This window comes from Pseudomonas fluorescens (genome assembly GCF_000730425.1).
In the GTDB taxonomy this organism is placed as follows: Bacteria; Pseudomonadota; Gammaproteobacteria; order Pseudomonadales; family Pseudomonadaceae; genus Aquipseudomonas; species Aquipseudomonas fluorescens_X.
The window spans coordinates 2,605,752-2,619,464 of sequence record NZ_CP008896.1 but is presented as its reverse complement, the minus strand read 5'-3'; the positions used below and the strand labels follow the sequence as shown (position 1 = coordinate 2,619,464).

General features: G+C 60.2%; 13 protein-coding genes and 1 pseudogene. 6 read left to right on the top strand and 8 right to left on the bottom strand.

Going from position 1 to position 13,713, the window contains the following annotated elements:
- Positions 1 to 16: 16 nt before the first annotated feature.
- Entirely contained in the window at positions 17 to 646 is a 630-nt protein-coding gene (locus HZ99_RS11510; RefSeq protein WP_038443127.1) for a DUF1120 domain-containing protein, read from the bottom strand.
- 445 nt (positions 647 to 1,091) lie between these two features.
- Here HZ99_RS11510 and HZ99_RS11505 point away from each other — a divergent pair, with 445 nt between their 5' ends.
- The 5 genes from HZ99_RS11505 (at position 1,092) to HZ99_RS11485 (ending at position 4,571) form a co-directional block, all read left to right on the top strand.
- Positions 1,092 to 1,829, top strand: coding sequence for a response regulator (locus tag HZ99_RS11505; RefSeq protein WP_235205586.1), 738 nt, complete (start codon positions 1,092 to 1,094; stop codon positions 1,827 to 1,829).
- Between the two features lie 206 nt (positions 1,830 to 2,035).
- Positions 2,036 to 2,671: a response regulator transcription factor gene (locus HZ99_RS11500; protein WP_038443124.1), complete on the top strand. Its 636-nt coding sequence runs from the start codon at positions 2,036 to 2,038 to the stop codon at positions 2,669 to 2,671.
- 97 nt (positions 2,672 to 2,768) lie between these two features.
- Complete coding sequence (locus HZ99_RS11495; RefSeq protein ID WP_038443121.1) at positions 2,769 to 3,239, top strand: nuclear transport factor 2 family protein; 471 nt, start codon at positions 2,769 to 2,771, stop codon at positions 3,237 to 3,239.
- Positions 3,240 to 3,275: 36 nt separating this feature from the next.
- Entirely contained in the window at positions 3,276 to 3,560 is a 285-nt protein-coding gene (locus HZ99_RS11490; protein ID WP_038443118.1) for a GIY-YIG nuclease family protein, read from the top strand.
- Positions 3,561 to 3,641: 81 nt separating this feature from the next.
- Complete coding sequence (locus HZ99_RS11485) at positions 3,642 to 4,571, top strand: glutathione S-transferase family protein (RefSeq protein WP_038443115.1); 930 nt, start codon at positions 3,642 to 3,644, stop codon at positions 4,569 to 4,571.
- A 72-nt stretch (positions 4,572 to 4,643) separates the two neighbouring features.
- On the opposite strand, the pseudogene HZ99_RS11480 reads toward HZ99_RS11485, so the two are convergent.
- Both HZ99_RS11480 and yejK read right to left on the bottom strand, forming a co-directional pair.
- A pseudogene (locus tag HZ99_RS11480) lies at positions 4,644 to 5,050 on the bottom strand (glutaredoxin family protein).
- Positions 5,050 to 6,054, bottom strand: a complete 1,005-nt coding sequence (yejK, locus tag HZ99_RS11475; protein ID WP_038443112.1) for a nucleoid-associated protein YejK — start codon at positions 6,052 to 6,054, stop codon at positions 5,050 to 5,052. The pseudogene HZ99_RS11480 and the gene yejK overlap by 1 nt, the downstream one beginning before the upstream one ends.
- 396 nt (positions 6,055 to 6,450) lie before the next feature.
- Here yejK and HZ99_RS11470 point away from each other — a divergent pair, with 396 nt between their 5' ends.
- Positions 6,451 to 6,732, top strand: a complete 282-nt coding sequence (locus tag HZ99_RS11470; RefSeq protein ID WP_038443110.1) for an HU family DNA-binding protein — start codon at positions 6,451 to 6,453, stop codon at positions 6,730 to 6,732.
- 77 nt (positions 6,733 to 6,809) lie between these two features.
- On the opposite strand, the gene rlmF is transcribed toward HZ99_RS11470, so the two are convergent.
- The 5 genes from rlmF to HZ99_RS11445 form a co-directional block, all read right to left on the bottom strand.
- Positions 6,810 to 7,826, bottom strand: a complete 1,017-nt coding sequence (gene rlmF, locus HZ99_RS11465) for a 23S rRNA (adenine(1618)-N(6))-methyltransferase RlmF (protein ID WP_038443108.1) — start codon at positions 7,824 to 7,826, stop codon at positions 6,810 to 6,812.
- Between the two features lie 228 nt (positions 7,827 to 8,054).
- Positions 8,055 to 10,901 carry a valine--tRNA ligase gene (locus HZ99_RS11460; RefSeq protein WP_038443106.1) on the bottom strand — a complete coding sequence of 949 codons (2,847 nt, stop codon included), beginning with the start codon at positions 10,899 to 10,901 and terminating at the stop codon, positions 8,055 to 8,057.
- 206 nt (positions 10,902 to 11,107) lie between these two features.
- Positions 11,108 to 11,491: a hypothetical protein gene (locus tag HZ99_RS11455; RefSeq protein ID WP_038443104.1), complete on the bottom strand. Its 384-nt coding sequence runs from the start codon at positions 11,489 to 11,491 to the stop codon at positions 11,108 to 11,110.
- Between the two features lie 7 nt (positions 11,492 to 11,498).
- The gene (locus tag HZ99_RS11450) at positions 11,499 to 11,927 is read right to left on the bottom strand and encodes a DNA polymerase III subunit chi (RefSeq protein WP_038443102.1); all 429 of its coding nucleotides are present in this window, start codon (positions 11,925 to 11,927) and stop codon (positions 11,499 to 11,501) included.
- A 64-nt stretch (positions 11,928 to 11,991) separates the two neighbouring features.
- On the bottom strand, positions 11,992 to 13,482 hold the full coding sequence (locus HZ99_RS11445; protein ID WP_038443100.1) for a leucyl aminopeptidase: 1,491 nt from the start codon (positions 13,480 to 13,482) through the stop codon (positions 11,992 to 11,994).
- Positions 13,483 to 13,713 lie beyond the last annotated feature (231 nt).

Genomic DNA, 13,713 nt, shown 5'->3' with positions numbered 1-13,713 from the left:
GGTGTCGCGCGCACCGTTACAGGTACAGCACCTCAAAGGTTGCCGAGCCATCCATCGCGACGTCGTTGGTCAGCGTCAGCGTGTTTGCCGGGGCAATGACGGCCAACACTTGCCCGTCGATCGTGGCTTGCTGCACCGGGTGGGGTGTATAGGCGTCCGGTCCCAGACTGCCAAAGGCGACCCAGTAGCTCGGGGCGACGATGTCGTCATCCCAAAGCGTTCTCCAGACGTTGCCCTCGTCAATGGAGTGCAGCAGGATTGATGGGACATCAGCGGCCGAGTCCACAAAGAGCAAGTTGTACATCCCCAACTTTTCGTCACCATTGATCAAGCCCAGGCCGAAGCCATAGTTTCTGATCGAGGTGCCTGCCCGGTTGTCGACGGGTTTGATGGCGAGCAGCGTCGAGGCCTCGCAATTGATCATCAGTTGAAATGTTTTCCTTTCTAGGACGGTTGGCTTGTCAGTGTTGAGATCCTTGGCCGAGATTTTTCCGTAATCGACAATACCGGCAGCCGGTAAGCTGGGTGTGCAGGCGCTGGGGGTGATCAGGCCCTTGACGGCCAGGTCCACCGAACTGGCGGCGAACGTGGATGAAGCGGTGGCGAGCAACAGGGCGGTGCTCAACAGGGTTAGGGACTTGTGCATTTCAGGTTGTTCCAGTGTAAGAGCGACTTGATGGGGGGCAGGGCAACACCACTCCTGGATGGGGGTGGGGTTCGGGCGCATCGTTATTCGGGCTGGCGCAAGTGGCGAGCCTCGTACCCTCTAGTGGGGTGGGGCGCAATCTATCGGCTGGCCTGGACGGCGTGAATACAACTTTTACGACAATGCCGTGCTCAACGACTGCTGAGGGGGAATGTCGGAATAAAGTCTGGATTGATGTAGGAAAATTGGATTTTTCGTAGTTGTTGTATCGCTGCGAGGGCATTCATTTGAGTATTTTTGCTGCGCGATGACGGTTACATGGAGATATCCAGGCGCTGCACAGCGTTTCCCCTCGGCCGTTGCGTCAGTGCCATGCCGCCTGCACGGTGGAGGCGTCTTGAGTCCGGGCACTGAAGGATCGACACGCAGAATGGGGTGAACGAGTGTGTTCGCGAGCGATGTCTCTGTGGCCGTGCTGGTGGTGGAGGACCATTCGGCCTACCGGGCCCTGATGGGCCAGTTTCTGCGAATACTCAAGCTCGATCATGAGATGGCTTCGGACGGTGTCCAAGGGTTGATCGCCATGGAGCGTCGCCACTTTGACCTGGTGATCAGCGACTGCCAGATGCCGAACATGAATGGATATGCCATGGCGCGGGAAGTGCGCCTTCGGGAGCATCAGCATGGGCATCGACGTGTGCCGATCATCGCCTTGACCGCTAACCTGATGCACGACGATCCGCAACGGTGTCGTGATGCGGGTATGGACGCCTGGTTAGCCAAGCCGCTGTCACTGGAGCAACTGGAAGCGGTCTTGCTGCGCTGGTTGCCTGAGGCATCTTCTTACTGCATGGCGGCGGCGCAGCCAACCCGGGCGGGTTTGATCAAGCTCTTCGGCAGTGCCGCGGTTGTGGACCAGATGCTCGCTCTCCTGCTGCAAGAGGCCCGGGACGACAGTGTCACCCTGGCCCATGCCCAACTGGCGCTGGACCCTGGGCTGACCTCGGAACGATTGCATCGGCTGGTAGGCAGCCTGGCATTTTTGGGATGTACGGAGCTGGAATCCCAGGGCGCATTGTTGATTGAGCAGGTACGTGCTTATGGCGTTGCTGGGAACCGCTCGGGCCTGGAAACCTTTCAGCGCGACTTGAGTGTTTACCTGGCTTATCTGGGCAAGTTGTAAAACGTTATGGCGGGATGGAGGCGTAGGATTTTTTTGAGTTTTGACTGATTTTTTGATGTAGGTTTTTTCCTTTTGTTCTGTAGGTCTTAAATAAGGCACTACAAAACACTGGGGGGGACTGCAAACCCTTCATTGTTAGCGGTTGTTGCTGAAAGCTGTCAGGGGTATTTTGCGCGGATTCAAGTTGCCATCATCCGTGGGTATCTATGCTTCGAGTAATTATTGCTGACGACCATCCCATTATCCGTATCGGGCAAAGGGTTGTGATCGAGGCAAATCGCAGTTGCAAGGTGGTTGGCGAAGCCAATGGCCCGGATGAGCTGCTCCGGTTGTTGAGTACCACGCCGTGCGATGTGCTGGTTACCGATTTCGCTATGCCGGGAGGGCAGCAGGCGGATGGATATGGTTTATTGAGCCTGCTGCAACGCCAATACCCGAGCTTGCCGGTGATCCTGGTGACGATGTTTGCCAATGTGGCCACGTTGCGGGCCTCGTTCGCCCATGGCGCCCGGGCGATCGTAGCCAAAAGCGCTTCGGCCAAGGAGCTGCCGCTCGCTATCAAGGCGGTGAGCGCCGGCCAGACGTTTGCCAGTGAGTGCCTGCGGGTCCAGTTGCTGGAGGCGGGGACCGGTGACCAATCCCAACAGCCGCAATTGTCAGGCAAGGAGCGGGAAGTGGTGCGCATGCTGGCCAGCGGCATGACCGTCAGCCAGATCGCCGCCCGGGTCAATCGCAGCATCTCCACCATCAGTAAACAGAAAAGCACGGCCATGAGTCGACTGTGTATCTCCACTGACGTGGATCTGTTCGCCTATGCTCGCAGCTGCGGCATGGTGCCCTAGGGCCGTACCCCTGACATTGCGGGGGTCAATACCGATAGTGTTGCGGGCATTTGCGCACTATCTTAGGTGCCTTTCTCCCCTTTGTCGGATGCCACCCATGAGCGACACCCATGACGCCCTGATCACCGAGTTCTACCGTGCCTTCCAGCGCCTGGACGCCGAGGCCATGAGCGCCTGCTATACCGACGATGTCGTGTTCAGTGATCCGGCGTTCGGCGAACTGCACGGGCGTGATGCCGGCGACATGTGGCGCATGCTCACCACCCGGGCCAAGGACTTTTCCCTGACCTTCGACCAGGTGCGCAGCGACGACACCACTGGCAGCGCCCATTGGGTGGCAACCTACCTGTTCAGCCAGACCGGCAATACCGTGGTCAACGATATCCAGGCACGGTTTGTATTTCGCGATGGCAGGATCTGCGAGCACCACGATCGCTTCGACCTGTGGCGCTGGTCGCGCCAGGCGCTCGGTGCGAAGGGCCTGCTGTTGGGCTGGACGCCGCTGGTACGCAACGCGGTGCGTGCCCAGGCGTTGAAAGGCTTGAAAGCGTTCCAGGCCAGTCGTTGATAAGATTGGCGCTCTTTTCGTTTGCCAGAACCTTTCGTGAACAGCCCACCTGAACCCGTCGTGCCCAAACCCTGGTTTGTCTACCTGGTCCGGGCGGCCAATGGCTCACTCTATTGCGGGATCAGCAACGACCCGCTGCGCCGCTTTGCGATGCATCAGAGCGGCAAGGGCGCGCGGTTTTTTCTCTCCAGCCCGGCGGTAGCGCTGGTGTATACCGAGGCCTGCGCGAGCAAGGGCGAGGCCCTGCGTCAGGAACGCCTGATAAAAAAGCTCAAGAAAAGCGCCAAGGAGTGTCTGGCCCGGGCTTATCAATCTGACTGATCAGTTCCCATCAGGCCAATGTCTAGGCTGTAGGGTTGTTGCGCGATACTCTGGCCGCTCCTTCATCTAGCGGAGTCCGGCATGTCTGAGTTGATCCTGCATCACTACCCGCAATCCCCTTTCGCTGAGAAAGCCCGCCTGCTCCTGGGCTTTAAAGGGCTGTCCTGGCATTCGGTGACCATTCCCCCGGTGATGCCAAAACCTGACCTGACGGCCCTGACTGGCGGCTACCGTAAAACCCCGGTACTGCAGGTCGGTGCGGATATTTATTGTGATACCGCGCTGATTGCCCGCCGCCTGGAGCAAGAAAAAGCTACGCCACCGCTGTTTCCCGAAGGCCAGGAGCTGGTCCGCCAGAGCTTTGCCGCCTGGGCTGATTCGGTGGTGTTCTCCCATGCCGTAGCCTTGGTATTCCAGCCCGAATCCCTGGCGGTGAAATTTGCCAAGGTCCCGCCGCAGATGCTCCAGGTGCTGGTCGCTGACCGTACGGCGATGTTCGGCAGCGGTTCGGCCACGCGTGTGCAGTTGGATACGGCCAAGCACCAATGGCCGGCGATCATCGCGCGCCTGGAGCAGCAGTTGCAGCGCCAGCCGGGTGATTTCCTGTTTGGCGAGCCGTCGATTGCTGATTTCGCCATGGCCCACCCGTTGTGGTTCCTCAAAGGCTCGCCGGTGACGTCGCCGCTGGTGGATAACTATCCGGCGGTCAGCGCCTGGCTTGCTCGGGTACTGGGCTTTGGGCATGGCACCGCCAGCGAGATGAGTGCCGCACAGGCGCTGGAAATCGCCCGCAATGCCGTGCCTGCGGCGCTGCCGGATGAGGTATTTGAAGATCCCAACGGGTTCAAGGTGGGCCAGCAAGTGACCATCGCCGCGACCGACTATGGTGTCGACCCGGTAGTGGGCGAGTTGCGGTTTGCCGGTCGCGAGGCGTTGATCCTGCGTCGCGAGGATGAGCGCGCCGGCACCGTGCATGTGCACTTTCCGCGCTTGGGGTTCCGCATTTCCTGACACACCCTCTGTAGTAGCCCGGCTTGCCGGCGATGGCGTCCTCAAGATCGCCATCGCCGGTAAGCCGGGCTCCTACAGGTTCAGGGCGGACAGGATGGCCTCCGGGTTGTAATCGCGGATCTGCGTGCCATTCACATCCACAAATGGAATCCCACCGCCTCCCAGGGCCTCATAGGTCTTGCGCCCCAGGGCATCCTTCTCGATATCCACGGTCTTGTAGGGAATGCCCTTCTGATCCAGGAACCGTTGGGTCTGCTTGCAGTACCCGCACCACTGCGTGGTGTACAGCGTCACCCGGGCAGTGGCCCGCACTTGCTCCCGCACCACTGCGTGGTGTACAGCGTCACCCGGGCAGTGGCCCGCACTTGCTCCGGCACCACCTGCGACGGGTTGAACACCCGCTCGATCTTGCCCCAGTTCTGGATCGCCACCACCACCAGCAACACCAGCAGGACTTTCTTCAGGACTCCACCGAGCATCAGTTGCGACGCTTGAGCTGGTCAGTCAGTTGGGTCGGCAAACCCTTGATGATCAGGGTGCCGGCGGCTTCGTCATATTCGATCTTGTCGCCCAGCAAGTGTGCTTCAAAGCTGATGGACAAGCCTTCGGCGCGCCCGGTGAAGCGGCGGAACTGGTTGAGGGTGCGCTTGTCTGCGGGGATTTCCGGCGACAGGCCGTAATCCTTGTTGCGGATATGGTCGTAGAACGCCTTGGGCCGGTCTTCATCGATCAGCCCCGACAGTTCTTCCAGGCCCATGGGCTCGCCGAGCTTGGCCTGGCTGCTGGCGTAGTCCACCAGGGTCTTGGTCTTCTCGCGGGCGGACTCGTCCGGCAGGTCTTCGCTCTCGACGAAGTCGCTGAAGGCCTTGAGCAGGGTACGGGTCTCGCCCGGGCCGTCGACACCTTCCTGGCAGCCGATAAAGTCGCGGAAGTACTCCGAGACCTTCTTGCCGTTCTTGCCCTTGATAAACGAGATGTACTGCTTGGACTGCTTGTTGTTCTGCCATTCGGACACGTTGATCCGCGCCGCCAGGTGCAACTGGCCCAGGTCCAGGTGACGCGAAGGCGTCACGTCCAGCTCATCGGTCACCGCCACGCCTTCGCTGTGGTGCAGCAGGGCGATGGCCAGGTAATCGGTCATGCCCTGTTGATAGTGGGCAAACAGCACATGGCCGCCGACGGACAGGTTGGACTCCTCCATCAGCTTTTGCAGGTGTTCCACGGCAATCCGGCTGAAGGCGGTGAAATCCTTGCCACCCTCGAAATATTCCTTCAACCAGCCACTGAACGGGTGCGCGCCGGACTCGGCATGGAAGAAACCCCAGGCCTTGCCTTGTTTGGCGTTATAGCTCTCGTTGAGGTCGGCGAGCATGTTCTCGATGGCAGCGGACTCGGCCAATTCAGAGTCGCGGGCGTGGAGAACTGCGGGCGTGCCGTCGGGTTTTTTGTCGATCAGGTGGACGATGCAATGACGGATCGGCATGGGCTTCTCGGCTGGTTGAGCGGGAGCGGTTGGCCTCCCGGAAAAAGTCGCCAGTGTACCGCACCCGTTGGTCGCGGCGTCGTTTGAAGCGGTTTCGGGAGGCCTCTGACGGCTCATATGCCTTTTTTTCACGGTTTAGAGCGATAAAGCTGACCAAATGGGTAGGTAGAGGCGGATATTTCCCCGTCTCTGTGCTAGTTTTGCCCCGTCTTACGCGATGTATCGGCGTTAAGCGTGCATTCAGCATTTGTCAGGTCGAACCAAACCCCGTTTCAAGCATCTATAACCCCGATCTCTCGCGGTTATGGCCAGGGGTGCCAGGCCATGACGGTCGGGCTCGATGGCTGACACTGCACTCTGCAATCCAAATGAATTTGATAGGGAAGGAACACCACAATGGCTTTGACTAAAGACCAACTGATCGCTGATATCGCCGAATCCACTGATACCACCAAGGTTCAAGTACGTGCAGTACTGGAGCAACTGGCTCAGATCGTTGGTGACCAGCTGGACAACGGTGGCGAAATCACTCTGCCAGGTGTTGGCAAACTGAAAGTGACCGAGCGCCCAGCCCGTACCGGCCGCAACCCTTCGACTGGCGCTGCCATCGAAATCGCTGCCAAGAAAGTGATCAAGCTGGTTGTGGCCAAAGGCCTGACCGACTCGATCAACAAGTAAGACGCAGCAAAAAAAACCGTGCACCGGAGCGATCCGGGCACGGTTTTTTGTTGCCTGCGTTTTTATCTGTAGATGCCTTAGCGCACCCAGCGCTGGCGCCAGATCTGCTGTTCGTTCTTGGTCTGGAAGGTCCAGGCGACGAAACGGCTCTGTTTCTGGCCCTGGGACATTTCCACCACCTGGCTTTCCAGGACGCCGGCCTTTTTCAGCGCGGTCTCGATGGCAGGCAGGTTGGAGGCTTTTGACACCAGGGTGCTGAACCACAGCACTTTATGGGCGAAATGCGCGCTTTCGGCGATCAATTGCGTGACAAACCGCGCTTCACCGCCCTCACACCACAGCTCTGCCGATTGCCCGCCGAAGTTCAGGACCGGCAGTTTGCGCTTGGGGTCGGCCTTGCCCAGGGCACGCCACTTACGTTCGCTGCCTTTGGTCGCTTCGTCCATGGAGGCATGGAAGGGCGGGTTGCACATGGTCAGGTCAAAGCGCTCACCCGGCTCCAGCAGCCCCAGCAGAATGTGCTTGGGGTTGGTCTGCTGGCGCAGTTGGATGACCTTGTTCAGGTCATTGGATTGCACGATGGCCTTGGCGGCAGCGACCGCGATGGGATCAATCTCGGAGCCGAGGAAATTCCAGCGATAGTCCATGTAGCCGATCAACGGGTAGACGCAGTTGGCGCCCATGCCGATATCCAGCACCTTGACGATTGAGCCGCGGGGAATCTTGCCGTCATTGACGCTGGCCAGCAGGTCGGCGAGAAAGTGCACGTAATCGGCACGCCCCGGTACCGGTGGGCACAGGTAGTCAGCCGGGATATCCCAGTGCTGTACGCCATAGAACGCCTTGAGCAGCGCCCGGTTGAACACGCGCACCGCGTCCGGGCTGGCGAAGTCGATGCTTTCCTTGCCGTAGGGGTTGAGGATCACGAACTGGGCCAGTTCTGGCGTGGTCTTGATCAGCGCCGGAAAGTCGTAACGGCCCTGGTGACGGTTGCGCGGGTGCAGGGTCGCCTCCTTGCGCGGCACGACGGGCTTGGCCGTGGTGGCGGTTTTCGGCTTCTTGCGCGGAGGTTTTGGCGTGCTGGGGGCGGTCATGGGCTACGTCGATTCTGGGGTTGCTTCAAAAGTGGTGGGTATTGTCACACATTCCGAATGTTGATCTCGGTTAAATGTGGGAGCGGGCTTGCTCGCGAATGCAGTGTGTCAGTTATGGGGTGTGTGTCTGATATACCGCATTCGCGAGCAAGCCCGCTCCCACATTGATTGGGTTTTCAACAGCAAAAAAAAGAGACCCGAAGGTCTCTTTTTTACGCGGGGTGGCCCTTACAGGCTGGAAATCCGCGCATGTTGCTCTGCCAGCTTGCCCAACGCCTGTTCGGCTTCCGCCAGCTTGGCGCGTTCCTTGTCGATGACTTCGGCCGGGGCCTTGTCCACGAACGCGGCGTTGGACAGCTTGCCGCCCACACGCTGCACTTCGCCCTGCAAACGCAGGATTTCCTTATCCAGGCGCGCCAGTTCGGCCCCTTTGTCGATCAGGCCGGCCATCGGCACCAGCACTTCCATCTCGCCAACCAGGGCGGTAGCGGACAGCGGTGCTTCGGCGCCAGGGGCCAAGACGGTGATCGACTCCAGCTTCGCCAGCTTCTTGAGCAGGGCGTCGTTCTCGGCCAGACGGCGCAGGTCCTCGGCACTGGCGTTCTTCACAAACACCGCCAAAGGCTTGCCCGGGCCGATGTTCATCTCGGCGCGGATATTGCGCGTGCCGAGCATCAGGGCCTTGAGCCATTCGATATCGCTTTCGGCAGCCTCGTCGATGCGTGCTTCATTGGCCACCGGCCAAGGTTGCAGCATGATGGTCTTGCCTTCGATACCGGCCAGTGGCGCCAGGCGCTGCCAGATTTCTTCGGTGATGAACGGCATGAACGGGTGCGCCAGGCGCAGCGCCACTTCCAGCACGCGCACCAGGGTGCGACGGGTGCCGCGCTGGCGCTCGATCGGCGCGTTTTCGTCCCACAGCACGGGTTTGGACAGTTCCAGGTACCAGTCGCAATACTGGTTCCAGATGAATTCGTACAAGGCCTGGGCGGCCAGGTCAAAGCGGAACTGGTCAAGTTGGCGGGTCACTTCGGCTTCGGTGCGCTGCAACTGCGAGATGATCCAGCGATCAGCCAGGGACAGTTCATAGGCTTCGCCGTTCTGGCCGCAGTCTTCACCCTTGTCCAGCACATAGCGTGCCGCGTTCCAGATCTTGTTGCAGAAGTTGCGATAGCCTTCGACGCGGCCCATGTCGAACTTGATGTCGCGACCAGTGGAGGCCAGCGAGCAGAAGGTGAAGCGCAGGGCGTCGGTGCCGTAGCTGGCGATGCCGTCGGCGAACTCGTCGCGGGTCTGCTTCTCGATCTTCTTCGCCATTTTCGGTTGCATCATGCCCGAGGTGCGCTTCTGTACCAGCGCTTCGAGCTCGATGCCGTCAATGATGTCCAGCGGGTCCAGGACATTGCCTTTGGACTTGGACATCTTCTGGCCCTGGCCGTCACGTACCAGGCCGTGCACGTACACGGTTTTGAACGGAACCTGCGGGGTGCCGTCGTCGTTCTTCACCAAATGCATGGTGAGCATGATCATCCGGGCAACCCAGAAGAAAATGATGTCGAAGCCGGTAACCAGTACGTCAGTGGGGTGGAATTTTTCGAGGAACTCGGTTTTTTCCGGCCAACCCAAGGTAGAGAAGGTCCACAGGCCGGCGCTGAACCAAGTGTCGAGGACGTCGTTGTCCTGATTCAACACCAGGTCTGCAGGCAGGTTGTTCTTGGTACGCACTTCGGCTTCATCGCGGCCGACATAGACCTTGCCCGACTCGTCGTACCAGGCCGGAATGCGGTGACCCCACCACAGTTGACGGCTGATGCACCAATCCTGGATGTCACGCATCCACGAGAAGTACATGTTTTCGTACTGTTTGGGCACGAACTGGATGCGGCCATCTTCCACGGCGGCAATCGCAGGCTCGGCCAATGGCTTGGTGGACACATACCACTGGTCGGTCAGCCACGGCTCGATCACGGTGCCCGAACGGTCGCCTTTCGGCACTTTCAGGGCGTGGTCATCCACACTGACCAACAGGCCGGCGGCATCGAACGCGGCAACGATCTGCTTGCGGGCTTCAAAACGGTCGAGGCCGGCGTATTCAGCCGGGATCTTGCCGTCGATGCTGTCGTTCAGCGTGCCGTCGAGGTTGAATACCTGGCAGGCCGGCAGAACGGCGGCATTCTTGTCGAAGATGTTCAGCAGCGGCAGGTTGTGGCGCTTGCCGACTTCATAGTCGTTGAAATCGTGGGCCGGGGTGATTTTCACGCAACCAGTGCCGAATTCAGGGTCGCAGTAATCATCGGCGATGATCGGGATACGTCGGCCGACCAGTGGCAGTTCGACGAACTTGCCGATCAGTGCCTGGTAGCGCTCATCGTTCGGGTTAACGGCCACGGCGGCGTCACCGAGCATGGTTTCCGGACGGGTGGTGGCGACGATCAGGTAGTCGTTACCCTCGGCGGTCTTGGCGCCGTCGGCCAGCGGGTACTTGAGGTTCCACAGGAAACCTTTCTCGTCGTGGTTTTCCACTTCAAGGTCGGAAATCGCCGTGTGCAGCTTGGTGTCCCAGTTGACCAGGCGCTTGCCGCGGTAGATCAGGCCATCTTCATGCAGGCGTACGAAGGCTTCCTTCACCGCTTCCGACAGGCCGTCGTCCATGGTGAAACGCTCGCGGCTCCAGTCTACGGACGAGCCGAGGCGACGGATCTGACGGCTGATATTGCCGCCGGACTGATCCTTCCATTCCCAGATCTTTTCCAGGAATTTCTCGCGGCCCAGGTCGTGACGGCTCTGGCCAGTGGCTTCCAGTTGGCGCTCCACCAGCATCTGGGTGGCGATACCTGCGTGGTCGGTGCCCGGCTGCCACAGGGTGTTGCGCCCCTGCATGCGGCGGAAACGGATCAGGGCGTCCATGATCGCGTTGTTGAAGCCGTGACCCATGTGCAGGCTGCCGGTGACGTTCGGCGGCGGGATCATGATCGTGTAGGAATCACCCGCGCCTTGGGGGGCGAAGTAATTCTCGGATTCCCAGGTGTTGTACCAGGAAGTTTCAATGGCGTGCGGCTGGTAGGTCTTATCCATGCGCGGCGGGACCCTAGTTGGCATTTATTCAGGAAAGCCGACAAGTATAACGGGGGAGAGGGGAGAGGGCGAGACGAAGACGGGCTTAAGGTTAATGCCGCCCCCTGTAGGAGTTGGCTTGCCAGCGATAGCGGTATGTCAGTCAGCATATCGTTGACTGATCCACCGCTATCGCTGGCAAGCCAGCTCCTGCAAGGGGATTGGAATCAGGATTGGTATTGGCTGAGCAACCGCTCCATGCGCGCATCCATCCGGCGCTTGATCTCGGTTTCGATATGCGGGGCAAAGTCGTCGATCACGTCCTGCATGATCAACTGTGCAGCGGCGCGCAGTTCGTTGTCCAGGTGCAGCAGCAGGGCGTCGGGGGCTTTCTCGGCGGCGGGCTCTGCCTGGACGACGGGCGGTTCGACAGGCTCGGCGGCGGCAGGCTTGGCGCCGACCATATCGAACAGCAGGGGAATCTGAACCTCTTCTGCGACGGTATCGGTCAGCAGCGGCGGTTGCAGGTTGTCATCACCCAGCAACTGGCGGATCGACTCAAGGTCGTCCAGCAGGTGGTCAGACGGTTTTAGCGGATTGGAAGTGTCCATCATGTGCTCAGAGTCGCTGTAATCGGTGATCTTGCAGAGAATAGCCCTGTTCGCGGTAGAAACGGAAACTCTCCCGCGCGGCCTGACGAATAGCCGGTTCTTCCACCACCACTTCTGCCACGCGGGCAAAGCCCTTGGCGAAGGCTGGCACTTTCAGGTCCAGGTTGACCAACAGGTCATGGTGATCCCCACAACTGTCGCCCAAGCCCAGTACCACCCGCCCCTCTGGCTCCGACTCTGCAGGGCCGTGGGGCACAAAACTCTCGCCCTTGAAGTGCCACAGGCGGGCATCGAGGTCTTCACGCTGGGCGGCATCGCTGCAATGCAGGTAGATGCGATGGCCCATGCGCCAGGCCTTTTCCGTGAGTTTGCAGGCAAAGTCCAGGCGAGCCGACGGGGCGGCGCTGGGCAATATATAGAAGTCGACTTGGGTCATTACATTTCCAGAGAAGCACGCAAAAAACCGTAGGAGCCGGCAATCCGGCTCCTACAGAGGGCGTTTAGGCCTTGGCGCGATCCAGCAGGTATTGGGTCAGCAGCGGTACCGGGCGACCGGTAGCGCCCTTGTCCTTGCCGCCGCTGGTCCAGGCGGTACCGGCGATATCCAGGTGGGCCCAGTTGAAGTTCTTGGCAAAGCGCGACAGGAAGCAGGCGGCGGTGATGGTGCCGGCCTTGGGCCCGCCAATGTTGGCGATGTCGGCGAACGGGCTGTCCAGTTGCTCCTGGTATTCATCGAACAGCGGCAGTTGCCACGCGCGGTCGTCAGCAGCCTTGCCAGCGCTGAGCAATTGCTCGACCAACTCGTCGCTGTTGCCCAGCAGGCCCGAGGTATGGGAACCCAGGGCGACGATGCAGGCGCCGGTCAGGGTGGCGATATCGATCACCGCCTGCGGCTTGAAGCGCTCGGCATAGGTCAGGGCATCGCACAGCACCAGGCGGCCTTCGGCGTCGGTGTTGAGGATTTCCACGGTCTGGCCGCTCATGGTGGTGACGATGTCGCCCGGACGGGAGGCGCCGCCGCTCGGCATATTCTCGGCGCAGGCCAGGATGCACACCAGGTTGATCGGCAGCTTGAGTTCCAGCACGGCACGCAGGGTACCGAAGACACTGGCGGCACCGCCCATGTCGTACTTCATTTCATCCATGCCGGCGCCGGGCTTGAGGCTGATGCCACCGGTGTCGAAGGTGATGCCTTTGCCGACCAGGGCGAACGGCTTCTCGGTTTTCTTGCCGCCGTTGTATTGCATGACGATCAGGCGTGGCGGCTGGTCGCTGCCCTGGCCCACGGCATAGAACGAGCCCATGCCCAGTTCCTTGATCTTCTTTTCATCGAAAACTTCGACTTTCAGACCCTTGAACGCTTTGCCCAGTGCCTTGGCCTGCTCGCCTAAGTAGGTTGGGTGGCAGATGTTAGGTGGCATATTGCCCAAGTCGCGAGTGAACGCCATGCCGGCGGCGATGGCCTGGGCGTGGGTGACGGCGCGCTGAACCTCGGCCTGGGCGGCCTTGATGGTCAGCAGGGTGATTTTCTTCAGGGCGCGGGGTTCGGCTTTCTGGCTCTTGAACTGCTCGAAGGTGTAGCCACCATCGAGCAGGGTTTCGGCCAGCAGGCGGGTCTTGCCATAGCTGTCGCGACCCTTGACCACGACATCGTCCAGCGCCAGTGCCGCATCGCTGCCGCCCAGGCCCTTGAGGGTGCCGAGGATGGCGCTGATGATCTTGCGGAACGGGCGGTCACCCAGTTCGGCCTCCTTGCCCACGCCAACCAGCAGGACGCGATCGGCCTTGAGGTTAGGCAGGCTTTGCAGCAGTAGGCTCTGCCCGACCTTGCCGGCCAGGTCGCCACGCTTGAGCACGGCGCTGATGGCGCCACCGCTCAGTTCGTCGACTTGTCTGGCGGCCGCGCCGAGCTTGCGGCCTTCGCCAATGGCAACCACGAGGGTGGCGGTCTTCAACGTTTCGGGGCTAACGCTTTTTACAACCAATTCCATGTTCGGGTCCCTTATATAAGGTCAAGGAGCCTGGAGTCTGTACTCCGGCCTGTAGGCAGGGCTCGCCTGGGCGAGCGCGACAAAGCCCGCAGTTTGTACCGCGCCGCCTGAGCCTGACAACCCTTGACGCCAGCTTTGTGCACCGGTGTGAGCAAGCTCCGTGACAGGCGCCGACAATCACAGGATAATGCGCCATCTTTTTCGCCGGCCCGTGTCAACGGGGCGACTTGA

Coding starts and splice junctions, on each gene's coding strand:
- HZ99_RS11510 (WP_038443127.1), bottom strand. CDS start 646: ATGCACAAGTCCCTAACCCTGTTGAGCACCGCCCTGTTGCTCGCCACC.
- HZ99_RS11500 (WP_038443124.1), top strand. CDS start 2,036: ATGCTTCGAGTAATTATTGCTGACGACCATCCCATTATCCGTATCGGG.
- HZ99_RS11495 (WP_038443121.1), top strand. CDS start 2,769: ATGAGCGACACCCATGACGCCCTGATCACCGAGTTCTACCGTGCCTTC.
- HZ99_RS11485 (WP_038443115.1), top strand. CDS start 3,642: ATGTCTGAGTTGATCCTGCATCACTACCCGCAATCCCCTTTCGCTGAG.
- yejK (WP_038443112.1), bottom strand. CDS start 6,054: ATGCCGATCCGTCATTGCATCGTCCACCTGATCGACAAAAAACCCGAC.
- HZ99_RS11470 (WP_038443110.1), top strand. CDS start 6,451: ATGGCTTTGACTAAAGACCAACTGATCGCTGATATCGCCGAATCCACT.
- rlmF (WP_038443108.1), bottom strand. CDS start 7,826: ATGACCGCCCCCAGCACGCCAAAACCTCCGCGCAAGAAGCCGAAAACC.
- HZ99_RS11460 (WP_038443106.1), bottom strand. CDS start 10,901: ATGGATAAGACCTACCAGCCGCACGCCATTGAAACTTCCTGGTACAAC.
- HZ99_RS11455 (WP_038443104.1), bottom strand. CDS start 11,491: ATGGACACTTCCAATCCGCTAAAACCGTCTGACCACCTGCTGGACGAC.
- HZ99_RS11450 (WP_038443102.1), bottom strand. CDS start 11,927: ATGACCCAAGTCGACTTCTATATATTGCCCAGCGCCGCCCCGTCGGCT.
- HZ99_RS11445 (WP_038443100.1), bottom strand. CDS start 13,482: ATGGAATTGGTTGTAAAAAGCGTTAGCCCCGAAACGTTGAAGACCGCC.